Origin of the sequence: Streptosporangium sp. NPDC002721, assembly GCF_042888905.1 — a bacterium.
Taxonomy (GTDB): Bacteria; Actinomycetota; Actinomycetes; order Streptosporangiales; family Streptosporangiaceae; genus Streptosporangium.
This window is the reverse complement of the sequence record NZ_JBIAQI010000012.1, coordinates 77,946-102,785: the sequence shown is the minus strand read 5'-3', so window position 1 is coordinate 102,785 and position 24,840 is coordinate 77,946. Positions and strand designations below refer to the sequence as shown.

17 protein-coding genes are annotated in these 24,840 nt (G+C 72.2%); 6 read left to right on the top strand and 11 right to left on the bottom strand.

Features of this window, described 5'->3' with window-relative positions; translation table 11 throughout:
- Positions 1 to 2 precede the first annotated feature (2 nt).
- Genes ACFYWM_RS18750 through ACFYWM_RS18730 form a run of 5 tightly spaced genes read right to left on the bottom strand, consistent with a single transcriptional unit; the run spans position 3 to position 4,714 of the window.
- The gene (locus ACFYWM_RS18750; RefSeq protein WP_389916230.1) at positions 3 to 938 is read right to left on the bottom strand and encodes a type II secretion system F family protein; all 936 of its coding nucleotides are present in this window, start codon (positions 936 to 938) and stop codon (positions 3 to 5) included.
- Positions 939 to 986: 48 nt separating this feature from the next.
- Positions 987 to 1,874 carry a type II secretion system F family protein gene (locus ACFYWM_RS18745; RefSeq protein WP_389916228.1) on the bottom strand — a complete coding sequence of 296 codons (888 nt, stop codon included), beginning with the start codon at positions 1,872 to 1,874 and terminating at the stop codon, positions 987 to 989.
- Positions 1,871 to 3,172 carry a CpaF family protein gene (locus ACFYWM_RS18740; protein ID WP_389916226.1) on the bottom strand — a complete coding sequence of 434 codons (1,302 nt, stop codon included), beginning with the start codon at positions 3,170 to 3,172 and terminating at the stop codon, positions 1,871 to 1,873. Before ACFYWM_RS18740 ends, ACFYWM_RS18745 begins: the two co-directional genes overlap by 4 nt.
- On the bottom strand, positions 3,169 to 4,011 hold the full coding sequence (locus ACFYWM_RS18735) for a hypothetical protein (protein ID WP_389916224.1): 843 nt from the start codon (positions 4,009 to 4,011) through the stop codon (positions 3,169 to 3,171). Before ACFYWM_RS18735 ends, ACFYWM_RS18740 begins: the two co-directional genes overlap by 4 nt.
- A gap of 1 nt (position 4,012) precedes the next feature.
- On the bottom strand, positions 4,013 to 4,714 hold the full coding sequence (locus tag ACFYWM_RS18730) for a hypothetical protein (RefSeq protein WP_389916222.1): 702 nt from the start codon (positions 4,712 to 4,714) through the stop codon (positions 4,013 to 4,015).
- Positions 4,715 to 5,408: 694 nt separating this feature from the next.
- Between ACFYWM_RS18730 and ACFYWM_RS18725 the strand changes: the two genes are divergently transcribed.
- Positions 5,409 to 10,001: an FtsK/SpoIIIE domain-containing protein gene (locus ACFYWM_RS18725; RefSeq protein ID WP_389916220.1), complete on the top strand. Its 4,593-nt coding sequence runs from the start codon at positions 5,409 to 5,411 to the stop codon at positions 9,999 to 10,001.
- A gap of 206 nt (positions 10,002 to 10,207) precedes the next feature.
- Here ACFYWM_RS18725 and ACFYWM_RS18720 read toward each other — a convergent pair whose 3' ends face one another.
- Positions 10,208 to 10,480, bottom strand: a complete 273-nt coding sequence (locus ACFYWM_RS18720) for a WXG100 family type VII secretion target (RefSeq protein WP_329090315.1) — start codon at positions 10,478 to 10,480, stop codon at positions 10,208 to 10,210.
- A 323-nt stretch (positions 10,481 to 10,803) separates the two neighbouring features.
- Between ACFYWM_RS18720 and ACFYWM_RS18715 the strand changes: the two genes are divergently transcribed.
- Together ACFYWM_RS18715 and ACFYWM_RS18710 are read left to right on the top strand one after the other, a co-directional pair.
- Positions 10,804 to 12,597 (top strand): biotin carboxylase N-terminal domain-containing protein, encoded by a 1,794-nt coding sequence (locus ACFYWM_RS18715; RefSeq protein WP_389916217.1) that lies wholly within the window; start codon positions 10,804 to 10,806, stop codon positions 12,595 to 12,597.
- Positions 12,598 to 12,777: 180 nt separating this feature from the next.
- Complete coding sequence (locus tag ACFYWM_RS18710; protein WP_389916215.1) at positions 12,778 to 14,112, top strand: hypothetical protein; 1,335 nt, start codon at positions 12,778 to 12,780, stop codon at positions 14,110 to 14,112.
- A gap of 341 nt (positions 14,113 to 14,453) precedes the next feature.
- On the opposite strand, the gene ACFYWM_RS18705 is transcribed toward ACFYWM_RS18710, so the two are convergent.
- From ACFYWM_RS18705 to ACFYWM_RS18695, 3 genes are all read right to left on the bottom strand, one after another.
- Positions 14,454 to 15,443: a LacI family DNA-binding transcriptional regulator gene (locus ACFYWM_RS18705; protein ID WP_389916213.1), complete on the bottom strand. Its 990-nt coding sequence runs from the start codon at positions 15,441 to 15,443 to the stop codon at positions 14,454 to 14,456.
- A gap of 11 nt (positions 15,444 to 15,454) precedes the next feature.
- Positions 15,455 to 18,268: a glycoside hydrolase family 3 C-terminal domain-containing protein gene (locus ACFYWM_RS18700; RefSeq protein WP_389916211.1), complete on the bottom strand. Its 2,814-nt coding sequence runs from the start codon at positions 18,266 to 18,268 to the stop codon at positions 15,455 to 15,457.
- A 554-nt stretch (positions 18,269 to 18,822) separates the two neighbouring features.
- Complete coding sequence (locus tag ACFYWM_RS18695) at positions 18,823 to 20,028, bottom strand: ROK family protein (protein WP_389916209.1); 1,206 nt, start codon at positions 20,026 to 20,028, stop codon at positions 18,823 to 18,825.
- A 212-nt stretch (positions 20,029 to 20,240) separates the two neighbouring features.
- Between ACFYWM_RS18695 and ACFYWM_RS18690 the strand changes: the two genes are divergently transcribed.
- Genes ACFYWM_RS18690 through ACFYWM_RS18680 form a run of 3 tightly spaced genes read left to right on the top strand, consistent with a single transcriptional unit; the run spans position 20,241 to position 23,858 of the window.
- On the top strand, positions 20,241 to 21,935 hold the full coding sequence (locus tag ACFYWM_RS18690) for a sugar ABC transporter substrate-binding protein (RefSeq protein ID WP_389916207.1): 1,695 nt from the start codon (positions 20,241 to 20,243) through the stop codon (positions 21,933 to 21,935).
- Complete coding sequence (locus tag ACFYWM_RS18685) at positions 21,928 to 22,962, top strand: ABC transporter permease (RefSeq protein ID WP_389916205.1); 1,035 nt, start codon at positions 21,928 to 21,930, stop codon at positions 22,960 to 22,962. Before ACFYWM_RS18690 ends, ACFYWM_RS18685 begins: the two co-directional genes overlap by 8 nt.
- Positions 22,959 to 23,858 carry a carbohydrate ABC transporter permease gene (locus ACFYWM_RS18680; protein WP_389916203.1) on the top strand — a complete coding sequence of 300 codons (900 nt, stop codon included), beginning with the start codon at positions 22,959 to 22,961 and terminating at the stop codon, positions 23,856 to 23,858. The genes ACFYWM_RS18685 and ACFYWM_RS18680 overlap by 4 nt, the downstream gene beginning before the upstream one ends.
- Before the next feature lie 28 nt (positions 23,859 to 23,886).
- On the opposite strand, the gene ACFYWM_RS18675 is transcribed toward ACFYWM_RS18680, so the two are convergent.
- Entirely contained in the window at positions 23,887 to 24,213 is a 327-nt protein-coding gene (locus ACFYWM_RS18675) for a MerR family transcriptional regulator (RefSeq protein ID WP_389916201.1), read from the bottom strand.
- Positions 24,214 to 24,344: 131 nt separating this feature from the next.
- Positions 24,345 to 24,800: an Hsp20/alpha crystallin family protein gene (locus ACFYWM_RS18670; RefSeq protein ID WP_389916199.1), complete on the bottom strand. Its 456-nt coding sequence runs from the start codon at positions 24,798 to 24,800 to the stop codon at positions 24,345 to 24,347.
- Between the last annotated feature and the right edge of the window lie 40 nt (positions 24,801 to 24,840).

The window sequence follows — 24,840 nt, the reverse complement described above, 5'->3', positions numbered from 1 at the left end:
GGTCAGGACCCCAACATCTTCATAGCGGCCGGGAAACTCAGAAAGATCACGAAGCCCGCGCAGAGCAGGAGCTGGGCGACGAGCATCGACTGGGAACGCTCGCCCGCCTGCCCCTCGATCTCGGCGAGCTCCCTTCGCCGCATGGTCGCGGCGCGGGCGGTGAGGGAGGAGCGGACCTTGGCGCCGTCGTCGGCGACCAGCCCCAGCGCGGCGGACAGGTCGCGCAGCTCGTCGACGTTGATCTCGTCGCCGAGCTGGCCCAGGGCCTGCCAGGGGGTGATGCCGACGATCCTGGCGTTGCCGAGCGCCTCGCGGATGCGGGACATCGCCCAGTTGGCACCCTCGTCGTCGGGACCGGGACTGCCCACGGAGACGGCCATCATCAGCGCCTCCGGCACCCCTCGCCCGCCCGCCAGGTTCATCGCGACGAGGTCGAGGAAGGAGCCGACGACGTGCCGGAAGTCGCGGCGCATCCGCGCGGCGTCCCGTTTGACCTGGAGGTCGGGCAGGACGAAGAAGACCCCGGCGACCGCGAGCGCCGCCCACAGCGGGACGGTGAGGGAGATCCCCCAGTCCATCAGCACCAGCCAGCCGACCAGCAGCGGGAACGCCAGCAGCCCGGAGACCGCCAGCAGCACCTTGGTGGCCAGGAACCCCTCGAACGACCTGCCGAGCAGCGCGAGGTCGGCCCTGGCCGAGTGAGCCTCCCAGCCCCTGGCGGCGTAGAAGCGGGCCATCCGCTCGCCCAGGCCACGCCGGAACGCGCTGACCTCCTCGTCGGGCAGGATGAGCCGGGCCCTGGGCGCGTCGGTGCCCTCCCTGGCGGCGTCGAGGGCGAGCAGTCGCGTCACCAGCCCGGGGCGGGCCGGGAACAGCGCCCTGAACAGCAGGAACAGGCCTATCCCGAGCACCGAGCCGGCGAGCAGCGCCTCAGTCATCGCACACCTCCAGAGGGCGGGCCGGCAGAGGGCGGGCCGGGCAGCGCCTCAGTCATCGCGTACCTCACCTCCGGAGGGCAGGCCGAGCAGGCGGGCGGGCTTGTCGAAGCGGGCCAGGCGGCGCATCCAGGCGAACCCGGCGCCGAACAGCCCGGCGACCACCACGAGCACGGCCTGGCCGAGCGTGTTGTCGTACTCCTCGACGTAGGAGGGGTTGAACACGACGAGCATGACGGCGAAGGCGACGGCGGTACCGACCACGATCTGCACGCTGCGGCGGGTGGAGCGGCGTTCGGCCTCGACCCGGCGGCGCATGTCGAGCTCCTCGCGGGCCGACACCGCCAGCGCGCCGAGGACGTCGCGCAGGCCGGGGCCGCGCAGCTTGGAGTTGAGGATGAGGGCGGCCACCACCAGGTCGGCGGAGGGATCGTCGAGCTCGTCGGCGAACAGCCTGAGCGCGTCGGGCAGCGCCATCCTGGTGTGCAGGCGGTCGACCATGGAGCGCAGGTGCGGGCGGAGCGTGGGGGCGGCCGCCCGGATCGAGGACGGGATCGCCTGCTCCAGCCCGGCCGCTCCGGCGATGGTGTCGCGGAGCGACTCGGTCCAGGCGGCGAGGGCCTCCAGCCGCCGCATCGCGGTGCGTTCCTCCGCGGCGCCGCCGGACAGGCCCCGCCAGGCCATGGCGAGGAGCACGGCTCCCACCGCCATGACGGGCCAGCCGGTCACCACGAGGACGAGCACCCCGGCGATGGCCCCCACCGCGGTCCGGGTGGACAGGGCGCGCAGGAACTCGCGCCTGCCCGCGCTCCTGCCGGGGGTGGAGGGCCGGGGACTCACCCCGTACAGGGAGAGGAAGAGCAGGAACAGCCCGGCGCCGACCGCGAGGCCGGAGAGCAGCACCAGCGGGTCGAACAGGCCCGGCGGGAGGGGGATCATGCCCAGCCTCCCGGGTCGTAGCCGAAGTGGGCCAGTTCCTCCCGGCACGACAGCGGCGCGTGCGGGAGGACCCTGCCGTCGGGCGCGGTGGCGAACACCTCCGAGGAGAGCACCCGGCCGTCGACCCCGGCCACCTCGCGCACGCTCGACACGAAGCGGCGCAACCTGCCGCCCACCGCGTAGTCGTTGCGCTTCTCGATGAACACCACGAAGTCGATCGCGCCCGCGATGAGCATGTGGGTGGCCTCGATCGGCAGGCGCTCGGTGGCCTGGAGCGCGTAGGTGGCGATGCGGTTGAAGACCTCCATCGAGGAGTTGGCGTGGATGGTCGACAGCGAGCCGTCGTTGCCCTGGGTCATCGCGTTGAGCATGGTGACGATCTCGTCGCCGAGGACCTCGCCGACGATCACCCGGGACGGGTTCATGCGCAGGGAGCGGCGGACCAGTTCCGCCATGGTGATCTCGCCCTGGCCCTCGGAGTTGGGGAGCCTTTGTTCGAAGGCGACCACGTTGGGATGCAGCTCGGGAAACTGGTCGAGGCCGAGTTCCAGGGCGCGCTCGACGGTGATGAGCCGCTCGGACGGCGGAATCTCATTGGCGAGGGCGCGTAACAGGGTCGTTTTCCCGGCGTTGGTCGAACCGGAAATCATGATGTTCTTCCTCGCCGCCACCGCGGCCGCGAGAAAACGCCCCAATTCCGGGGTGAGGCTGCCGTTTCCCACGAGGTCGGTGAGAAAGACCTTGCCCAGCCGGGAACGGCGGATGGAGATGGACGGGCGCACCGTCACGTCCATCACGGCCGAGAGGCGGGAGCCGTCGGGAAGGCGCAGATCGAGCTGGGGGTTGGCGGTGTCGAACGGCCTGCTGGACAGGCCGCTGTAGGCGGCGAGGATCTGGATCAGCTCGACCAGCTCCTCGTCGGACTCGGCCACCGGCTCGCGCATGAGCTCCTGGCCGTCGGCGTAGCCGACGAACACCCGGTCGCAGCCGTTGATGTCGATGTTCTCGACCTCGGGGTCGTCGAGCAGCGGCTGGAGGCGGCCGACGCCGAACAGGGCCGCGTGGATGCCCGCGGCCAGTGCCTCCTCCTCCTCGGCGGTGGGCGGCGTCCTGCCGACGCCGATCTCGCCGCGGGCGAACTCCTCCAGGATCTGGGCGATCAGGGCGCGGGCGAACTGGCGCTCGTCCTCACCGGTCATCGGCGGCAGGCCGCTGGCCTGATCGAGGCGGCGCTGGTGGGCCAGCCGGTCGCCGACGTCCTGCCGGAAACGCTTCACCAGCGTGTGGTCGATGGTCACGGCCTCGCCCCGCCCGACGGCTCGACGGGCGAGCGGGACGGCTCGGCGGGCCGGCGTGCGGCCTGCTCGCGGGCGCGGAAGGCCGACTCGGCCGACTCCTGGGCGCGGACCTGGGCGTCGAGGCGGCCGCCCAGCTCCCTTGCGGTACGGATCAGCAGGGAGCGGTCCAGGCGCCCGCCCCACTGGCCCCGCAGCAGCTCGGCGCCCTTGGGGTCGTGCGCGAGCCCGCTCACGAAGGCGACGTTCCTGCCGGTGCCCGCGACGATGCGGCGCACCTCCTCGATGGTCGTGCGGTACTGGCGGGGGTCGGCGATCACGACCACGCCCACCTGGGGCTCGCGCGGCATGATCTGCAGGCGTTCGCGCAGGTGGGCGACGTGGTCGAGGCTGGCCCTGGTGAACAGCACCACCAGCGCGGCCTCGGTGGTCAGCTCGGCGAGCTGCGGGTGCCCGCCCAGGCGCCCGCAGTCGGCCAGCACGTCGGCGTCGGGCAGCGTGGCCAGCGCCCGGCCGAGCGGGCCCCACAGCCAGGTCAGTCCGGCCGCCTGCTCGCCGTGGGTGAGCCCGGCCAGCACGTCCAGGCCGCCGATGATCTTCTGGGTGTGCTCGTGGATCTGGTCGGGGTGCAGGCCCCGGCGGGCCGTCGCCCCCAGGGTGAGCAGGCCCCTGGCGGGGTTGAGCACGCCGCCGTCGGCGGCGGGCAGGCGGTAGGCGAGGTCGCCGCCCGCCGGGTCGCACTCGGCGAGCAGCACCGGGCGCGGCCAGATCGCGCCGAGCGCGGTGGCCGCCGTGGTCACGCCGGGTGCGCCCTTGTCGGCGGCGAGCACGATGAGCGCCACGTCAGCGCGCTCCCGGCAGCTCGGCGAGGGCGATCTCCCCGGTGGAGGCGTACGCGACGATCTCCGGCGAGATGGAGCTGTCGACGATGATGGTGACCAGGCCGTTCGCCCCGGTCCTGCCCGGGGTGCCGATCTGGTGGACCAGCGCGCTCTGCGCCAGCACCCGGCTCTCCCGGTCGCCCCCGGCCCCCCTGCTCGGCACGTGGACGACCTGGACCCGGTCTCCGCGCTCCAGGGTGCCCGGCGTCTGGCCGGGTTTGAGCGCGAGGCCGACCTGCGCCTTGCCGGGGCCGAGCTCCCTGCTGGCGGAGACCACCATGTCGCGGGTGAGGAGCGTTCCGGGGATGAGGGTGACGCGGGCGAAGTTCTCGGTGACGCGGGCGCGCTGGGACCAGGCCACGTAGCCGATGCCGGTGTCGGCGATCTGGACCTCCTGCAGCATCGCCGCGGTGAAGGGCTGCCCGGCGCCGACCTGCTGGGAGATCGCGATCGCCGAGACACGGTCGCCGCTGCGCATGACGAGCAGCGTGGTGGCCAGGGCGCCGCCCAGGATGAGGAGGACGGCGAGGGCGGCGAGGGCTGGTTTGCGCTCGCGTGGGGGCACGGGAAGTTTGCGCGACGCCGGGCCCGACAGGGTGCCCGCCGAGGTCTGACGCTCGGCGTTGACCGGGACGCGGCCCGTTGGCTTCTCACTGGTCCTCATGGGTAGGGGGACTCCCAGAGTGATCATAAATATGGGGAACTACTGGTCGAATTTACGCCATTATGCGCACCATGCCGACGGGCTGTCGGACAAAAGCCAGGACCCATGCTCGTTTGATAGGAACACGTCTGTCAACGCCACTTCAGAAGAAAATGGCTGTTTGGCTAGATGACGGGAGGCTTATCTGGGTGATATGGACGGTAATTAACTCTCGCACCAATCACCTCAGCTTTTTCAGGCCGCATTCACATGCCCGACTCCGGCCGCCGGGCCCCGCTTCCGCGTTCACCCCCCGTACCCGACCGCGGTTACCCCACCCGCCTCCCGCGTTCGCCCCATGCCCGCCTCCGCCCGCCCGCGCGTTCGACCCACGCACCCGATTCCAGCCACCCCGGACCGTCCTCGGAGGAGCGGATGACGAGGTCCGGGTCCGGGCCGGAACCCGTCGTTCCCCCCGGTTCTCCGAACAGGTTTTCCACAGCCCGGCCTTACGGGCGGGCCGTCGCCCACAGGCCCCCGTATCACCAAATGCCCACCTGGGACGGCATAACCGGTCAACGCCCCCGAATAGTTATCCACAGGTCCTGTCGTTTTCCACATACCGGTCGCGAGTCATGACATTGCCGCCGACACTCTCTCGGGACGGTTTTCACTCTGTACGGTGGATCCGGGGCCTGACCCGAGGAGAGCGTTGATGCGGATCATGCTCACCGTGCTCAACGAGCACGCCGACCGCGACGTCGTGGTCGAGGGCGACGAGACGACCACGGTGGCACGGCTCGCGGAGTCCCTGGCGGGCCAGGGGGGCGAGCGTCCGAGCAACGTGGTGCGGCTGACGCGCAGCAAGGCCCCGTACGGGCTGGACCGCGACTCCGCCGGGGCCGAGCCCCCGACGCTCTGGAGGGACGGCCGCCCGCTCGACCCCGAGGCCCCCGCGCTCGGCCTGCTCCGCGACGGCGACCTCGTCACCCTCGACCGTTCCCTCGCGATGGCCACGCTCGCCGAGGAGCCCGGCGGGATCGTGGAGGTCCGGGTGGTCGGCGGGCCCGCCGCCGGGTCGGTGCACCGCCTCAGCCTGGGCGTGCACACCATCGGTTCCGACCCCGCCTGCTCGGTGGCGGTGACCGACCCCCGGCTGCCCGCGCGGGCCGCGGTGGTGCGGCTCACCCCGGACGCCATCACCGTCGAACCCGGGGAGGGCACGGCCCCCCTCCTGGACCGCGACCCCCTGGAGGGGCCGCTGCCCTGGCCCGAGCACGCCCTGCTGAGCTGCGGCGGGACCGTGCTCACCCTCAAGGCGGTGGAGCCGCCCGACGCCCACCTGGACGCCCAGCCCGACGGCGGGCTGGCCTACAACCGGCCGCCCAGGTTCCGGCCGCCGGGCGGCGCGCGGCGCTTCGAGGTCCCTGCCGAGCCCAAGCGGGCCGAGACCATGCGGCTGCAGCTGCTCACCGCCTTCCTGCCCGCCGCGCTGGGCGTGGTCATGTGCTTCGCCCTCGGGTCGTGGTACTTCCTGCTGTTCGCGTTCATGACACCGTTGATCATGATCGGCCAGTGGTGGAGCGACAGGCGGCACGGCCGCAAGCAGTACCGCCAGCAGGTCAAGGAGTACAAACAGCGGCTGAAGCTCTTCGAGGCGGCCGTCGACCGCGCCCGCGCCGACGACGAGACCGCCCGCCGCGCCGCCGCGCCCGACCCCGCCGAGGTGCTGCTCACCGTGACCGGCCCCCGGCGGCGGCTCTGGGAGCGGCGCGACCACGACCCCGACGCGCTGCGGCTGCGGGTCGGCCTCGCCGATCTCCCCGCCGACCTGGAGTTCGCCGCCGAGCGCTCCGCGGCGATCGACGCCCCGCTGCCCGCCCCGCCCACCTGCCAGGCGGTGCCGGTGGCGCTGGCCATGCGCCGCCTGGGCGTCGCCGGCCTGACCGGGCCCCGCCGGACCGCGGCCGGGGTGGCGCGCTGGCTGGTCGGCCAGGCCGCCGCCCTGCACAGCCCGCGCGACCTGGCGATCGTCGTCCTGTCCGCGCATGGCGACGGCGAGGAGCGCTGGAGCTGGGTCCGCTGGCTGCCGCACTGCGCCCCGCGCGGCGGCGAGGACTGCGTGGCCCTGGTCGGCGCCGACCCGGAGGCCGCGGCCCGCCGGGTGAGCGAGCTGGCCGCGCTGATCGACGAGCGCCTCGGCGACGACGGCGCCGCCGGCCCCGCGGCCAAGCTGGGCCGCATCCCGTCCGGCTGGGGCGATCTGGGCGGGGCCACGGGTACGGGCGCCGAGCAGCCCTACGCCGCCCCCGTCTACGACGAGCGCCCCTACGACGTGCTGGTCGTGCTCGACGGCGCGCAGGTGCTGCGCGCCCTGCCGGGCATGCCCCAGGTGCTGCGCCAGGGCCCCAGGGCGGGCGTCTACACCCTGGCGATCGACGGCGACCAGCGGCTGCTGCCCGAGGAGTGCGCCACCGTCGCCGCCGTGGAGGCCGACGGCACGGTGCGGCTGCGCGGCGGCGGCCTGGACGACCTCGGGGAGATCCTGGCCGACCAGGTGACGGCCGCCTGGTGCGACAGGCTGGCCCGCTCGCTGGCACCGATCCGCGACGTCAGCCGCGACGACGCCGGGCTCGCCCTGCCCGACTCCGCGCGGCTGCTGGACCTGCTGGAGCTGCCCTCGGTCTCCGGGGCGGCCCTGGCCAGGCGCTGGGGCCGGGCCACCGAGGCCGTGGTGGGGGTGGGGCCCGAGGGGCCGTTCTCCGTCGACCTGCGCAGGGACGGGCCGCACGCGCTCATCGCGGGCACCACGGGCGCGGGCAAGTCGGAGCTGCTGCAGACCCTGATCTGCTCGCTGGCGGTGGCCAACCGGCCGGACGAGATGACGTTCGTGCTGATCGACTACAAGGGCGGCGCCGCGTTCAAGGAGTGCGTGCGGCTGCCGCACACGGTGGGCATGGTCAGCGACCTCGACGGCCACCTGACCCAGCGGGCGCTGGCCTCGCTGGCCGCGGAGATCCGCCGCCGCGAGCGCCTGCTGCTGTCCGCGGGTGCCAAGGACATCGAGGACTACCACGAGCTGCGCGACGCCCGCACGGCCCGCGCCTCCCGCGACCTGCTCGTCGCCGGGAGCGGCCCGCAGGTCAGGCCGCCGCGCGGGCGCGCGGCGCCTTCCTCGCTGGAACCCCCGCCCCCGCTTCCCCGGCTGGTGCTGGTCATCGACGAGTTCGCGGCCATGGTCAGCGAGCTGCCCGACTTCATGACCGGGCTGGTCGACATCGCCAGGCGGGGACGCTCGCTCGGCATCCACCTCATCCTCGCCACCCAGCGGCCCGGCGGCGTGGTGACCGCCGACATCCAGGCCAACACCTCCCTGCGGATCGCCCTGCGGGTCACCGAGGCGTCGGAGTCGGCCGACGTCATCGGCCGCCCCGACGCCTCGTACATCCCCAAGTCCGCTCCCGGCCGCTGCTACGTGAAGTCGGGCGCGGGGGCGGCGACGTCCGTGCAGACCGCGCGGATCGGCGGCCGCAGCCCCGGCGCCTCGGGCGGCGAGGTGAGGGTACGGGTGACGGAGGTCGGCTGGCAGGCCCTGGGGCACCCCAGGCCGGTCCACGCCGGGGCCGAGAGCGGCCACGTCACCGACCTGTCCCTGCTCGCCGACGCCATGGTCGAGGCGGCCCGCCTCGCCGGGGTCGCGGAGCAGCCGAGTCCCTGGCTCGACCCGCTCCCCGACCTCGTGACCGTCCCCGTCGTCCCGGCGACGCCCGTGCTGCCCGGTGACGCGCCCGGCGGGCTGCCGTACCGGGCGGGGGCCGAGGAGGTGCCGCCGCTGGCCTTCGGGATCACCGACCTGCCCTGGGCGCAGGACCGGCGGGCGCTCGCGCTCGACCTCGCCCACGGGGGGCACCTGCTCGTCGCGGGCGCCGCCCGCAGCGGGCGCTCCACGGCGCTGCGCACGCTGGCGGGGGCGATCGCCGCCGGGGCCTCCCCCGACGACGTCCACGTGCACGCGATCGACTGCGGCTCGGGCTCGCTGCTGCCGCTGATGGCGATGCCGCACTGCGGGGCGGTGGTGACCCGCGACCAGCTCGACCGGGTGGAGCGGCTGCTGACCCGGCTGCGCGAGGAGGTGGGACGGCGCCAGCAGCTCCTCGCCGAGGCCGGGTACGCCTCGCTGGCCGAGCTGCGCGCCGCCGCGGACGGGCCGAGGCTGCCGTGGCTGGTCCTGATGCTCGACCGGTGGGAGGGGTTCGTCGCCGCGTTCGAGGCCTACGACTACGGGCGGCTGATCGAGTCGCTGATGCAGCTGCTGCGCGAGGGGCCCGCGGTCGGGCTGCGGGCCGTGGTGACCGGCGACAGGTCCGCGCTGATCGGGCAGATCTCCACGGTCTTCGACGACCGGCTGATCCTGCGGCTGGCCGACCCCTCCGACTACGGCCTGGCCGGGCTGCCCGTCAAGGACCTGCCCGCGACCCTCGCGCCGGGCCGCGCGCTGTCGACCGGCGAGCACGGCACGACCGAGAGCCAGATCGCGCTGCTCTGCGACGATCCCTCGGGCCCGGCGCAGGTCGCCGCGCTCCAGGCGCTGGCCCGCTCGGCGCCGGAGATCGCCGCCGGCCCGCCGCTGCGGGTGGACGCGCTGCCGATGCGCGTCACCGCGGCGCAGGTCCTGGACCTGGTGCCCTCCTTCCGGCCCCCGTCGCCGCTGTGGGCGCTGCTCGGAGCCGGGGGCGACTCGCTGGCGCCGCTCGGCGTCGACCTGCTCGCGCACGGCCCCGCCGCGGTCGTCGCGGGCCCGCCCAGGTCGGGCAGGTCCACGGCGCTGCTCACCGCCACCCACTCGCTGCTCTCCCACGGCACCCCCACGGTCCTGGTGACCCCCCGGCGCAGCCCGCTGTGCACGCTGGTGGACACCCCGGGCGTGCTGGCCGTGCTGGACGCGGGCGGCGACCTGCACGAGGCCGTCGCGGGGCAGGACCGCTACGTCGTGATCGTCGACGACGCGGAGCTGATCTCCGCCGACTCCCCCCTGGGCGCCGCGCTGGAGCAGGTGCTGCGGAGCGGCAGGGACGGCGAGCACGGGATGATCATCGGTGGCACCACCGGGGACCTGACCACCGCCTACCGGGGCTTCGCGGCCGAGGCCCGCAAGGGCCGTACGGGCCTGCTGCTGTCGGTCCAGAGCCCCGCCGACGGCGACCTGTTCACCGTCCGCCTGCCGCGCGGCGCGGTCGGCGGGCCGCCCGGGCGTGGGCTGCTGGTGACACTGGGCTCGGTGGTCCCCGTCCAGGCCGCCGTCACCTGAGGGCCGTCGTCCTGAGGGCCGTCGTCCTGAGGGCCGCCGTTACCTGAGGCCGCGTCACCTGGGGGCCGCCGTTCGGTCGTCCACAGGCCGTCCCGCACGCCCCGTGCCGTCCATGTTGTCCATGTTGTCCATGCCGTCCGCGCCGTACCGCCAATGAGAAAACGCCCCGGCCCTTTAAGGGTCGGGGCGTTTCGGCGGACCGTTTCCTATCGCGTGGCGGACTCGATATTGCCGCGGTAGGTGTTGATGACCCGGGAGGCCTCGGCGAGCTCCTCGGACATGCGCTGGAAAGCGGCCCGGTAGTTCTGCCAGGCCTCGCTGAAACGCTGGGCGCCGGGGCCCGTCCAGGCGGTGCCGACTTTCGCGGCCTCCCGGTCGAGAGCGGCCACGGTGGCCCTGACCTGGTCGGCCTGCTGGGTGAACTGGGTGGCCATCTGCTGCATTTCCGCGGGATTGCCGCCGAGCAAGTTCTGGCTCATGCCAGTCTCCTTTGGATCGGTGTCGGGGGGAGTCGCCAAACGAAATCACGATAGGCGTAAGGATCACGGAGGTATCCGGGTTATGCCGAGCGGCTATGGACGTTCCCTCGGTCGCCAAGAGGCTAAACGTTCTCCATTGTCTTGATTTTTAGTAATTCGGGGATCTGGAAGCGAGCGGGCGACGTCGCGGCGGAGCCGGACGGGACCCACCACCCCCTTCACGATCAGAGGACGCTTACACTCCGTTGAAGGCCCGCCAGTCCTCCGTCCGCACGCACTGGCCCCGTACTGAAGGCTGGCCCGTACTGAAGGGAACGACGTCGGTGCACAAGGTCTTGATCGCCAATCGTGGTGAGATCGCGGTGCGGATCGCCCGCGCCTGCAAGGACGCCGGGCTGGCCAGCGTCGCCGTCTACGCCGACCAGGACCTGGACGCGCTCCATGTCCGGGTCGCCGACGAGGCCCGCGCGCTCGGCGGCCAGACCCCCGCGGAGACCTATCTCGACATCGACAAGCTGCTGGCCGTGGCCGCGGAGGCCGGGGCCGACGCCGTGCACCCCGGTTACGGCTTCCTGGCCGAGAACGCCGGGTTCGCCCAGGCCGTGATCGACGCGGGACTGACCTGGATCGGCCCGCCACCGGCCGCGATCACCGCTCTCGGCGACAAGGTGCAGGCCCGCCACATCGCCCAGAAGGTCGGCGCGCCGCTCGTGGCCGGCACCAGGGATCCGGTCTCCGGGAGTGAGGAGGTCGTCGCCTTCGCCGCCGAGCACGGCCTGCCGATCGCGATCAAGGCCGCCTACGGCGGCGGCGGGCGCGGGCTGAAGGTGGCGCGCACCCTGGAGGAGATCCCCGAGCTGTACGACAGCGCGGTCCGCGAGGCCGTCACCGCGTTCGGGCGGGGCGAGTGCTTCGTCGAGCGCTACCTTGACCGGCCCCGGCACGTGGAGACCCAGTGCCTGGCCGACGCCCACGGCACCGTGGTCGTGGTGTCCACCCGCGACTGCTCGCTGCAGCGCCGCCACCAGAAGCTGGTCGAGGAGGCCCCGGCTCCGTTCCTGTCGCCCGAGCAGCTCGACCTGCTCTACAGCAGCTCCAAGGCGATCCTGAGGGAGGCGGGCTACGTCGGGGCGGGCACCTGCGAGTTCCTGGTGGGCCAGGACGGCACGATCTCCTTCCTGGAGGTCAACACCCGCCTTCAGGTCGAGCACCCGGTGACCGAGGAGGTCGCGGGCGTCGATCTCGTACGGGAGATGTTCCGCGTCGCCGACGGCGAGGAGCTCGGCTACGGCGACCCCGTGCTGCGCGGCCACTCGATCGAGTTCCGGATCAACGCCGAGGACGCCGGACGCAACTTCCTGCCCGCCCCCGGCACGATCACGAGCATGAACGCCCCCTCGGGGCCCGGGGTGCGCCTGGACGCCGGGTACGAGGCGGGCATGACCGTCCCGCAGTCCTTCGACTCCCTGATCGCCAAGCTGGTGGTGACCGGGGCCACCCGGGCGCAGGCCCTGGAGCGCTCGCGCCGGGCCCTGGCCGAGTTCGAGATCGGCGGCATGCCGACCGTGCTGCCCTTCCACCGGAGCGTGGTGGCCGATCCCGCGTTCACCGGCGAGCCGTTCTCGGTGCACACCCGCTGGATCGAGACCGAGTTCGACAACACGATCCCGCCGTACGAGGGGGAGCCGGGCACGGCCGAGGAACCGGGCGAGCGGGAGCGGATCACCGTCGAGGTGGGCGGCAAGCGGCTGGAGGTGGTGCTTCCCCCGGGGTTCGCCGCCGGGAACGCCGCGGGCGGCGGGGGCGCCGGACACGCCGGGAGCGCCGGGAGCGCAGGCGCGGGCCGCGCCTCGAAGGCGCCGCGCCGGGGCGGCGGGGTGGCCAGGAAGGCCGCGAGCGGTGACTCGCTGGTCAGCCCGATGCAGGGCACGATCGTCAAGGTCGTCGCCGCCGACGGCGACACCGTCGCGGCCGGTGACACGATCGTCGTGCTGGAGGCGATGAAGATGGAGCAGCCGCTCGCCGCCCACAAGGCGGGCACCGTCACGGGGCTGGCCGCGTCGGTCGGCCAGAGCATCACCTCGGGCGCCACGATCTGCGAGATCAAGGACACCTGAGCGCACCCACGGGCCGGGGCCGGCACGAGGATCGGATATCCCGTGACTCCGGCTCGGGGAGAGGATCGGATACCGGGGGGCGGAGAGACGCCTGGCGTGGGCCGTGAGGGGATACGGTCGAGGGGTAGGGAACTCTGCCGTCCACTCATTCGTCTTTTAGGACGAAGGAGGCTTTCTGCCGTGACCATCACAAAAGCCGCGCCAGGTCGTTTCGGTGCCACGATCATGGCATTGTTCGTCGGGCTACTGGCCGTGTTCATGATCGCCCCGGCGGCTCACGCCGCGGCGCCAGACCCCAGCGCGATCGTCTCGGAGCTGAAGGACGGGGACAACTTCTACGTTGATCCCGCGGCGGGGCTGCCCCCCAACGCCGTCGACGCCATTCGCGGCGCGACCGACCAGACTTCCTCCGTCTACGTGGCGATGCTGCCCGAGGGCTCGATCAGCAGCCAGTCCCAGGCGAGGACCCTGCTCAGCTCGCTCCTCAAGGGCGTCGGGTCCAAGTCCACCGTCCTGGTGATGAACGGCAGGACACCGTTCGGCGTCAGCAACATCAGGGGCGTCGACGTCGACGAGCTGCTCGGGCGGGCCAAGACCGCCACCAGCCCGACCGACAACGTGATCAACTTCGTCAAGCTGGCCGACGAGGCAGCCGTCAGCGGCGGCGCTCCGTCCGGCTCGTCCAGCTCCTCCGGTTCCAGCGGGGGCGTGCTGGTCGGCATCCTGGTGCTGGCCCTGGCCGGTGGCGCGGGCATCTTCCTCTACTCGCGCAAGAAGAAGAAGCAGCGCGAGGAGCGCGAGGCCGCCGAGCTGGCCGCGGTCAAGCAGACCGTGGACGAGGACGTCACCAAGTTCGGTGAGGAGATCACCGACCTCGACACCGACGTCAAGCTGCTCAACGACGGCGCCGACCACCAGCAGGACTGGCAGCGTGCCCTCGACTCCTACGAGCGGGCCAAGGTGGAGCTCGCGGCGGTCAAGCGCCCCGACGAGTTCCGCGGCGTGACCACCGCGCTGGAGGAGGGCCGCTACGCCCTCGCCTGTGTGAAGGCGCGCGTCAACCACCAGCCGCTGCCCGAGCGGCGCTCCCCGTGCTTCTTCAACCCGCAGCACGGCCCCTCCGTCCGCGACGTGCGCTGGGCCCCGCCCGGTGGCGCGCTGCGCGACGTGCCCGCCTGCGCGGCCGACGCCGAGGCCGTCGAGCGCGGCTTCGAGCCGCAGACGCGCGAGGTCATGGTCAACGGCCAGCGCCGCCCGTACTACGACGCGGGACCGGCCTACCAGCCCTACGCCTACGGCTACTACGGCGGCTTCGGCGACGTCATGACCGGCATGCTCGTCGGCACGATGATGGGCAGCATGCTGAGCGGCGGCTTCGGTTACGGCGGCTACGGCGGCGGCGCCGAGAGCTCCGGCGACTTCGGCGGCGGGGGCGACTTCGGCGGCGGAGGCTGGGGTGACTTCAGCGGCGGAGGCGACTTCGGCGGCGGTGACTTCGGCGGCGGCGACTGGTAACCGTCCACGACGACGGAACGACCGGCAGGACAGGTAACACAGGTAACACAGGTAACACAGTACGAGCGTGACGCCGACGGGCGCGTCTTCCACCGGGGGGCGCGCCCGTCGGCGTCATGGAAGCCTTCGAAAGCCTTCCCACCGGGGGGCGCGCCCGTCGGCGCTACGGAAGCCCTCGAAAGCCTTCCCACCGGGGGGCGCGCCCGTCGGCGCTACGGAAGCCCTCGGAAGCCCGCCGCGCACCTCCCACCGGGCCCGCGCCCATCGGCGTCACGAAAGCCCTCGGAAGCCCGCCGAAGCCTTCCGAAGCCCACCGCGCGAGGCCCGCGGGTGGCTCCTCGTCAGGTGCTGTCGCGGATGGTGAGCCTCGGCTGGAGCAAGGTGCCGTCGGGGACGGCGCGGCCTTCGAGTTTCTCCATGAGCAGCCGGACCGCCTGGCGGCCCACCTCCTCGGCCGGGATCAGCACCGAGGTGAGCGGCGGGCTGGCGCGTTCCGCGATGTCGTCGGGGCAGATCGCGACCACGGCGATGTCGCCCGGCACCCGCCTGCCGTGCTGGCGCAGCGCCCCCAGCACGTGGCCGACCGCGGCCTCGTTGTGCACGACCAGCCCGGACAGGCCCGGCCTGGCGTCGAGGAGCCCGGCGATCGTGGCGGAGACCTGGTCGAAGCTCTCCTCGCACGGCAGGGCCACCCCGGTCAGGCCGGTCTCGACCACGGCCGCGGCGAAGCCCTCCCGGGTGCGGCGGGCGAAGCCGGTGCCCCGGTCGTAGACGACCGAGGGGGCGCCGAGCAGCGCGACCTCCCGGTGCCCGCGCTCGGCCAGGTGCTCCACGCACAGCGCGCCCGCCCGCGCGAAGTCGAGGTCGACGCAGGTCAGACCGGCCGATTCGGCGGGGAACCCGATCAGCACGCTGGGCTCGGCGAGCTCCCGCAGCAGCGGTACCCGGCTGTCGTGGAGCTCCACGTCCATCAGCACCAGCCCGTCGACCAGCGCACTCGCCGCCGCCCTGCGGAGCCCGTCGGAGCCCTCGTCGGCGGTGAGCAGCAGCACGTCGTGGTCGTAGCGCCGCGCGGCGGTGACCACCGAGGTGGCGAACTGCATCAGCACCGGGACGTGCACCCCCGCCCGCAGGGGCAGCACCAGCGCGATCACGTTGGCGCGCTTGCTGGCCAGGGCCCTCGCCCCGGCGTTGGGGTGATACCCCAGCACCCGCACGCTGTCGAGCACCCGGCGCCGGGTGTCGGCCGAGATCGCGCGCTTCCCGCTGAGCACGTACGACACCGTGCTCACCGCGACCCCCGCGTGCCTGGCGACCTCGCTGATGGTCACCGCCCGCCCGCTCACCCGGCCTCGCCGAGGCTCAGGGAGGCCACGGTGATCCCCGCATTCTCGAACACCACATAAAGATCGTGGACTCCCCGCGCCTCCGCAAGCCCGGTGCGCACCTCGGTGAGGTCGTGACGGCCCGCGCGGGGTACGGGGAGGTCGCCGACGACGGGCCCGTAGAGGGGGTCGTCCAGGCGCAGGGTGATCACCCCGCCCTCCTCCCCGGCGGCGACGACGGCGCAGGAGGCGGCCCCCTCGCCCAGGTCGACCGAGCGGAACACGATCCAGGCCCCCTCGGCGGTGGACCGCACGGCGTCGCCGGAGACCCTGTCCGCGTCCACGAACGTCACCGAGTCGTACTCGTCGTGGTCCACGGCGGCGATCGGGCCCGCGAGGGCGTCGCGCGGCGGGATCCGCTCGCCGTCGACGTGGAAGGAGGCGCACAGCCGGATGTCCCGCGAGGAACCGCCGACCATGATCTTGTGGGGGGCGTCCTCGACGACGAACCGGTTCCTGGTGACGTCCCAGAAGGCCAGTTCCGCGACGTCGAGGCCCCAGTCGACGCGGGTGCTCTCGCCGGGGGCGAGACGGATCTTGACGAAGCCGCGCAGGCGGCGCAGCGCCTGCTTGACCCGGGAGCGCCGCTGGCGGGTGTAGATCTGGACGACCTCCACCCCCTCGCGGGAGCCGGTGTTGGTGACGGTGACCGAGGCGGTGACCCTGCCGTCCTCGCCGCCCGTGACCGAGACGGCCAGGTCGGCGTAGTCGAAGGTGGTGTAGCCGAGGCCGTGGCCGAAGGGGTAGAGCGGGGTCCCCCTGAAGTACTGGTAGGTCGCGTCCGAGGCGATGATGTCGTAGTCGAACAGGTCGGGCAGCTCGCACGCCGAGCGGTACCAGGTCTGGGTGAGCCTCCCCTCGGGGTCGGCGTCGCCGAACAGTACCTCGGCCAGCGCGTGGCCGTACTCCTGGCCCCCGTGCGAGGACCACAGCACCGCGGGAGGGTCGTCGCCGTCCCAGGTCACCGGGTAGCCGCTGCTGATCACCATCACGGTTCTCGGGTTGGCCTCGCGTACCGCGCGGACCACGGCCTGCTGCGCGGCGGGCAGCGCGAGGTCGAGGCGGTCCTCGGTCTCCCTGCCGTTGACCAGCGGGTGGTCGCCGACCACCACCACGGCCACGTCCGCGGTCGCGGCGAGCGTGGCGGCGGCCTCGGCGCCGCTCACGACCCGCTCCACGGTGAGCCAGGCGGCCGCGTCGGCGTCGTCAGCCAGGCGGAAGACCTCGCCGTCCAGGGCGAGGTAGCGGCCGGTGGAGATGTGCCGGAGCGCGAGCGTGCCTCGGGGGCGGTCCTCGGTACGGAAGGTCTGGCGCACCTCCCAGCCGTTGGGACCGGGCTGGTCGTTGACCAGGACCCCGTCGTCGTCGACGGACAGGTGGCGCCCGGTCGCCACGGCCCGCAGGGCGTAGCAGCCGCCACCCCAGTCGAACAGGTCGAACAGGCCGGACCGGCCGGGCTCGTCGCCGATCCCGAGCGGGCCGCCGTCGGGGTCGGCGACGACGTGGCGGCCGTCCGTCCCCTCGGCCGGGAGTCCTTCGACCGTGAGGGTGATCCGGTCCACGGCCTCGCAGAAGACGGTCTCGCACCGCTCGGCGAGCCCGGCGCGGGCGGTGACGGCGTACGGGAGGGTCCCGGAGTACCAGTCCTCCATGAGCGTGTCGCCGAGCTGGCCGATGACCGCGATCCTGCGCACCGAGGCGTCCAGCGGCAGGACGCCGTCGTTGCGCAGCAGCACGATCGAGCGCCGGGCGGCCTCGCGGGCCAGGCTCTGGTGCTCGGGGCAGTTGACGACCGCCTCGGTGATGTCGTCGTAGGGGGTGGCGGGGTCGAACTCGCCCAGCCGGAAGCGGACGGACAGCGTGTGCCGTACGGCGGCGTCGACGTCCGCCTCGGTGAGCAGGCCGCGCTCCAGCGCGGCGCGGAGGTGCCCGAGGGTTGCCTCGGGACGGTCGTCGTCCTGGGTGAAGCTGTCGAGCCCCGCCCTGACCGCGTGGGCGTACGCCTCGGGGAGGTCGTCGTGGTAGCCCTGCAGACCGGTGAGGTTGGCGGGGGCGTACGCGTCGCTGACCACGAGGAGGTCGGGAGCCCAGGCCCGCAGCACCTCGCCGATGAGCGGGCTGAGGTGGGCCGGGCGGCCGTTGACCAGGTTGTAGGAGGGCATCACGGCGACCGCGGCACCGCTCTCCAGGGCGGGCCGGTAGGCCGGGAGCTCGTACTCGCGCAGCACCCGGGGCGGCAGGTCGCTGGAGGTGACGCAGCGGTCGGTCTCGTTGTTGTAGCCGAGGAAGTGCTTGAGGGTGGGCGCGGTCCTCAGTACCGTGGGATCGCTCCCACGAAGGCCGGAGGCGTACGCCGTCGCCATCACGCCGGTCAGCCACGGGTCCTCGGAGTAGCCCTCCTCGTTGCGGCCCCAGCGGGGGTCGCGCAGCGGGTTGACGACCGGCGCCCAGACGTTGAGACCCGCCCCCGCGGGGTCCTTGTGGTGGAAGGCCACGACCTCCTCGCCGGTGGCCTCGCCGACCCGCCGGACGAGGTCGGGGTCCCAGGTGCTGGCCAGCCCGACCGCCTGCGGGAACACCGTCGCCGGGCCGAGCCAGGCGAGGCCGTGCAGCGCCTCGGTGCCGGTACGGAACGGGCCGAGCCCGAGGCGCTCCACCGGCCGCTGGTACTGGTGCAGGAGCCCGATCTTCTCTTCCAGGGTCAGCCGGTCCCGCAGGTCCGCGATCCGCTGCGCGAGGGGGAGTTCGGGGTCACGGAACGGTTCGTTCATCGGGGACCATCCCTTTGAGAGCCTCGAAGCGCTTCGATTCCGGGCGTGCTTCCGACCCGGTTCCGATCTGGAAGGACACCCCGGTCGAAGCGCTTCGACAATCGGTCCGGGAAAACTCCGTCGTCACCCGCGCGCCCCGGTGATCGTTGCGCGCGTGTCCCGAACGGAGCTTCCACGAGGGTGCACCGCTGTGCGGACAAGGTCAAGAGGCGGCGGATCTCCCGGCCCGGTCCCCCGGGGCCCGGAACGGAAGACCCCCTGCGAGCGCCCCGGATCTCTCCGGATCCGGGCCGGGAGATCCGCCGGGAACATCGTGAATCTAAGTGAAAACAGCGCGGATCCGGGGCGACGCCCGGCTTCGCGTTCCCGCCGGAAGCGGATCCGAGGCGACGTCCGGCGCGACGTCCTCGCGGGACGCGAATCCGGCGCGACGCCCGCCCTCGCCTCCTCGCCGGACGCGGATCAGCGGTCAGGGGCCGGCGGTCAGCGGTCAGCGGTCAGCGGTCAGCAGTCAGCAGTCAGCAGTCAGCAGTCAGCAGTCAGCAGTCAGCGGATCATGAGACCCGCGGCAGGTGCCCGGAGTCGACGGAGTCGAGCACCCGGGCGGCGCCCCCCAGCGCGGCCGCCCCGTACCCGAGCGTGGAGGCCACGATCTCGCAGCCCCCGGCCTCCGGGGCGATCGTACGGCCCCGGGTCTCGGCCTCCACCGAGGGCAGCAGCCACGGCGCGAGCGGCACGTAGTAGCCGCCCAGGATGATCACCTCGGGGTTGAGCAGGTTGGTCATCAGGGCCACGCCCTTGCCGAGGTTGTGGCCCACCGAGCTGAGGACCGCGAGCGTGCGCGCGTCGCCGGCGCGGGCCAGCCGCACGACTTCGTCGAGCTCGACCTCCACCTCGGCGGGCGAGATCGCGGCGTGTTCCAGCACGGCGCCGATCCCGGCGACGGCCTCCAGGCAGCCCAGGCGCCCGCAGCGGCACTCGGCGCCGAAGGGGTCGAGCTGGATGTGGCCGATCTCGCCGCCGAACCCCTGGCCGCCCCGGCGCAGCCGTCCGTCGAGGATGACCCCGGCCCCGACCCCGATCTCGCCGGTGAGGTAGACCAGGTTCGCCGTCCCGGCGTGCGGGCCGAAGCGGTGCTCGGCGAGGGCCGCCAGGTTGGCGTCGTTGTCGACCTGGACGGGGAAGCCCGGGTCGCGCAGGGCCTTGGTGAGGTCGCCGCACAGGTCGGCGTCGCGCCAGCCGAGGTTGGGCGCGATGCGCACGGTGCCGTCGGTGCCGATCAACCCCGGCACGCCCACGGTCAGCCCCAGGACCTGGCGCTCCTCCTTGGCCATCCGGGTCACCACCCGGCGGACGATCCCCGCGACGGTCGCCATGGCCTGGCCCGCCGTGCCGGCCGCGCCGGGGAAGGACCTGCGCCAGGACAGCAGCTTCTCCCCCGACAGGTCCACCGCGACCGCGGTGACGTAGTCGACGTTGACCTCGATGCCGATCGCCGCGTACGGCGAGCCGTCGAGCACGAGCATCGTGGCGGGGCGGCCGACACGGTTCTCCGTCAGGCCGGTCTCCCTGACCAGGCGGCGGTCGATCAGATCGGCGACCAGGCTCGACACGGTCGCCTTGTTGAGGCCGGTCGACGCCGCGATGTCGGCCCGCGAGCACGGCGCGTGCGCGCGTACGAACCTCAGCACGACGGCGAGGTTGGTGGCCCGCACGTCGGCGAAGTCGGCCGGCCGCGGGTCAGTCGTAGATGTGATCAAGGTGAGTCCCGCTCCCGCTCGGCCAGGCTGGCCCCATCATGCCCCATCGTTCACCAATCCGTGACCGCTCCCGGGCTCCCCGCGATCGGCGGTCCCTTGTGGCGGCGGCCACCCTCGACTAATTTGTTTGGTCGAAAGACTAACTAATTCTACCCCGGAGCCGTCCCCCACGACACCCCGGATCCGTCTCCAGACAACGAAGGGAGCGCCCCGTGAAGGATCTTCCCCCGGGTGCGATGACCAGCCGCCGTGGATTCCTCGGGCTGGTGGGACTGAGCGCCGCGATGGTCGCGGGCGGCGGCCTGCTCGGCGCCTGTTCCGCGCCGAGCGGCCCCCGGCCCGGCGCCGGGGGCGCCACGGCCGCCGCGGCGGACAAGCTGACGTCCCTCACCCCCACCTACACCGCCTTCCCCGGCATCAAGCCTGACATCCCCGGCACGGTCTCCACCCTTCCGGGGGTCCCCGACGTCAGCGGCGGCTTCACCACCTACCCGGCCACCCCCACCGCCGCGCTCACCCAGAAGGCGGGCAAGGGCGGCACCTACAAGGCCATGACCCCGCTGTGGGGCCCGCCGCCGCCCGGCCTGGCGGACAACTCCTACTTCCAGGCCGTCAACGCCGACATCGGCGCCACCGTGGAGTTCCAGATCACCGACGGCAACGTCTACGTCGACAAGGCCATCGCCCGCCTCGCCTCCGGGGACATCCCGGAGATCATGGTCATCCCGAGCTGGGAGATCGAGAAGATGGCGGACTTCAACACCGCCGTCGACAAGGCCTTCGAGGACCTCACCCCGTACCTGCAGGGCGACAAGGTCAAGCCCTACCCGCTGCTGGCCGCCCTGCCGACGGCCGCGTGGCAGTGGTCGGTCTGGAACGACAAGCTCATGGCGGTTCCTTTCCCGACCGAGCCGTACCCCTTCGCGCTGCTCTACCGCAAGGACCTGTTCGACAAGAACGGCTGGAACACCGCGCCCAAGACGGCCGACGAGCTGTTCGAGCTGGGCAAGGAGATCACCGACGCCAAGGCCAAGCGCTGGGCGTTCGGCAGCATCCACGAGATGATGTGGCCGACCTTCCGCATCCCGCAGGAGTGGCGGTACGAGGGCGGCAAGCTCGTCCACAAGTACGAGACCCCCGAGTTCGAGCTGATGCTGGAGTTCATGCGGAAGGTCTTCGAGGAGGGGCTGGTCCACCCGAGCGTCGCCGGCAGCAAGGGCGCCAACGAGAAGGAACTGATCGGGTCCGGGCAGATCGTCGTCTACCGCGACGGGCTGGGCGGCTGGAAGGAACTCCTGCAGCAGCACCGCGGCAAGAACCCCGGCTTCAGCCTGAACCCCTTCCCGCTCTTCTCCCACGACGGCGGCACCCCGCTGATGTACCACAACAACGCGGCGGGCATCTTCACCTTCGTCAAGAAGGGCCTGCCGAAGGAGAAGGTGGAGGAGATCCTCTCCATCCTCAACTGGTGCGCGGCGCCGTACGGGACCAAGGAGTACGAGCTCGCCAACTTCGGCGTGGAGGGCAAGCACTTCACCCGGGGCGAGGACAACATCCCGCAGGCGAACGACCTCGGCCGCAAGGAGGTCGCCTACACCTACGGCTTCCTGGGCGGGCGCCCGCTGTACGTGGACTGGCCCTGGCCCGACGCGGTGAAGGCCAACATGGAGTGGCAGAACGCGAGCTTCCCCTACCTGGAGAAGGGCCCGTTCGACGGGATCAGGATCCAGCGGCCGTCGAAGTTCTCCGGGCTGCAGGTCCCCACCGAGGACAAGTTCACCGACATCATGCGCGGCCGGCGTCCGGTGAGCGACGCCAAGCAGATCGCCACGGAGTGGCGGCGGGACGGCGGGGACGAGGCCCGCGAGTTCTACATGAAGGTCCTGCGGGACAACGGCCGTGCTTAGGACGTCGTCGGGCAGGAGTGGAGGGACCGGGCCGGCGGGTGACCTGACCTCACCCGCCGGCGCCGGCACCTCCAAGGATGTCCGCAAAAGGGGCCCGAGGACAAGACGGACGCGCCCGCGACCCTTCGGAGCCCGCCTGAGACGTGACTGGCAGCTGCTGCTCATGGCCCTTCCGGCGATCGGGCTGCTGGTCCTGTTCCACTACGTCCCGCTGCTCGGCAACGTGATCGCGTTCCAGGACTACTCGCCGTACGTGGGCATCGGGGACAGCCCGTGGGTGGGGTTCGCCAACTTCCACTGGCTGGTGTTCGACGCGAGCTTCTGGGACGCGACGATCAACACCCTGACGATCACCGCGTTCCAGCTGGTCTTCTACTTCCCCGTACCGATCATGCTGGCCGTGCTCCTGGACAGCGTGGTGCGGCCCCGGTTGCGCCTGTTCATCCAGGGCATCGTCTACATGCCGCACTTCTTCTCGTGGGTGCTGGTGGTCACGCTGTTCCAGCAGATGTTCGGGGGCGCGGGCCTGCTCTCGCAGGTGCTGCGGGACCACGGGTACGACGGCATCGACATCATGACAAATCCGGATACGTTCATCGTGCTGGTGACGGCGGAGTCGGTCTGGAAGGACGCCGGCTGGGGAACGATCATCTTCCTCGCCGCGCTCGCGGCCATCAACCAGAACCTCTACGAGGCCGCCGCCGTCGACGGCGCGAGCCGCTGGCGGCGGCTGTGGCACATCACCCTGCCCGGCCTGCGCCCGGTCATCGTGCTGCTGCTGATCCTGCGCCTCGGCGAGGCGCTGAACGTCGGCTTCGAGCAGTTCTTCCTGCAGCGCGACGCGGTCGGCAGGGACGCCGCCGAGGTGCTGGACACGTTCGTGTACTGGCGCACGCTGCTGACCGGCGAGTGGAGCTACGGCGCGGCGGCCGGCCTGGTGAAGGGCCTGGTGGGACTGGTGCTGATCCTGGTGGCCAACAAGGTCGCCCACCGATTCGGCGAGCAGGGGATCTACAAACGATCATGACGACTCTTCCCCCCTGGGCCGAGCGGCCCAGCCGCGCAGGCGCGCTCCTCAAGGGGCTCGTCCTCGCGCTCATCGTCACGTGCGTGCTCTTCCCGATCTACATGGTCGTGCTGACCAGCCTGTCCACCCAGGAGGCGGTGACGGAGGCCGGCGGCCTGGTCACCGTGCCGGGCGGGCTGTCCTTCGCCGCGTACGAGGAGCTGTTCTCCGGCGGGGTGGTGACCCGGTCGGTCGGGGTCAGCCTCGGCGTGACGCTCGTCGGCACGGCGATCAGCCTGACCGTCACCGTGCTGGCCGCCTACGGGCTGTCGCGGCCGGGCTCGCTGCTGCACCGGCCGATGCTGTTCCTGATCCTGCTGACCTTCCTGTTCGGCCCGGGGTTGATCCCCAACTACCTGCTGGTCAGCTCGCTGGGACTGATCGACACGTACTGGTCGCTGATCCTGCCCGGCGCGGTCACCGCGTTCAACCTCGTGGTGATGCGGGCGTTCTTCATGAACATCCCCGAGGAGGTGACCGACAGCGCCCGCATCGACGGCGCGAGCGAGTTCCGCATCCTGCGCACCATCGTGCTGCCCATGTCGAAGGGCGTCACGGCCGTCATCGGCATGTTCTACGCGGTCGGCTACTGGAACTCGTTCTTCAACGCCGTCCTCTATCTGAACGACACCTCCAAGTGGCCGCTGCAGGTGGTGCTGCGGCAGTACGTGCTCCAGGGCCAGTCGCTGATCGCCGGGCAGACCGGCGTCGGCACCGTCGCCGGTCAGGCGCCGCCGCCGAGCCTGGCCATCCAGATGGCCATCATCGTCGTCGCGCTGCTCCCGGTGCTGTTCCTCTACCCGTTCGTCCAGCGGCACTTCACCAAGGGAGTGATCATCGGCGCGGTGAAGGGCTGACGGCGGGTGCCCTTGGCCGAGGAGACCGTCAAGGGCCGGCCGATCCCGGGTCCTCCCGCCGGAGGGCGCGCTCCCTGGCGAGCTCCTCCTGGAGGTCCTGGACCTGCTGCTGCAGGGTGAAGATCCGGCGTACGGCGGCGAGGCTCATGCCCTCGCCCACGAGCCGGATGGCGTCCTGGAGGTCGCCGATCTCGTGGCGGGTGTAGCGCCGCTGGCCGCCGGTGGAGCGGGCGGGGCTGACCACGTCGTGCTCGTCGAGCCGGCGCAGGAACGCCTGCTCGACGTCGAGCATGTCGGCGACCTGGCCGACGGAGTACAGCGGGGCGTGCTCGTCGTCGAAGGGCAACCGGGCCATCACCGCTCCTTTCCTTCAGTGGGGGTCAGCTGGAGTCCCGGAGGCCGGTGCGGGGGCCGGAAACGCCCGGGGTGGGCGCCGGAACCCGGCACCCACCCCGAGAGGGTCCTGCGGTCAGCCGCCCTCGAACCTCATGCCTTGATCGACCTCTGGTCGGACACGTCCTCGGCCTTCTGGATCGCGACCTTGCGGGGCTTGGCCCGCTCGATGACCGGGATGCGCACCGCCAGGACGCCGTTGGAGTAGGCGGCGTCGATCTTCTCGCTGTCGAGGTGCTCGGACAGGTAGACGCGGCGGGTGAAGGTGCCCATCGGGCGCTCGCGGACGAACAGGCGGTCGTCCTCGCCGTACTCCTCCTCGCGGCCGGCGCTCACCGAGAGCACCCCGCGGTCGACGGTCACCTCGATGGTGTCGGGGTCGATGCCCGGGAGATCGAACCTCAGGAGGACGTCGTCCTTGCGCCGGACACCGTCCAGCGGCATGGCCCCGCGCGCGGCGCTCTCGCTCGATCCAAGGGCCTGGCGCGCGAGCCGGTCGAACTGGCGGTCGAACTCCTGGATGAACGGGTCGATCGACGTCAGCAGCATCGGTAACCACCTCCGTGTGAACTAGCAGGTATCCTCAAGC

Excerpts from the sequence above, each read along its gene's own strand:
- ACFYWM_RS18750 (WP_389916230.1), bottom strand. The coding sequence starts at position 938 with ATGACTGAGGCGCTGCTCGCCGGCTCGGTGCTCGGGATAGGCCTGTTC.
- ACFYWM_RS18730 (WP_389916222.1), bottom strand. The coding sequence starts at position 4,714 with ATGAGGACCAGTGAGAAGCCAACGGGCCGCGTCCCGGTCAACGCCGAG.
- ACFYWM_RS18680 (WP_389916203.1), top strand. The coding sequence starts at position 22,959 with ATGACGACTCTTCCCCCCTGGGCCGAGCGGCCCAGCCGCGCAGGCGCG.
- ACFYWM_RS18675 (WP_389916201.1), bottom strand. The coding sequence starts at position 24,213 with ATGGCCCGGTTGCCCTTCGACGACGAGCACGCCCCGCTGTACTCCGTC.
- ACFYWM_RS18745 (WP_389916228.1), bottom strand. The coding sequence starts at position 1,874 with ATGATCCCCCTCCCGCCGGGCCTGTTCGACCCGCTGGTGCTGCTCTCC.
- ACFYWM_RS18700 (WP_389916211.1), bottom strand. The coding sequence starts at position 18,268 with ATGAACGAACCGTTCCGTGACCCCGAACTCCCCCTCGCGCAGCGGATC.
- ACFYWM_RS18725 (WP_389916220.1), top strand. The coding sequence starts at position 5,409 with ATGCGGATCATGCTCACCGTGCTCAACGAGCACGCCGACCGCGACGTC.
- ACFYWM_RS18670 (WP_389916199.1), bottom strand. The coding sequence starts at position 24,800 with ATGCTGCTGACGTCGATCGACCCGTTCATCCAGGAGTTCGACCGCCAG.
- ACFYWM_RS18720 (WP_329090315.1), bottom strand. The coding sequence starts at position 10,480 with ATGAGCCAGAACTTGCTCGGCGGCAATCCCGCGGAAATGCAGCAGATG.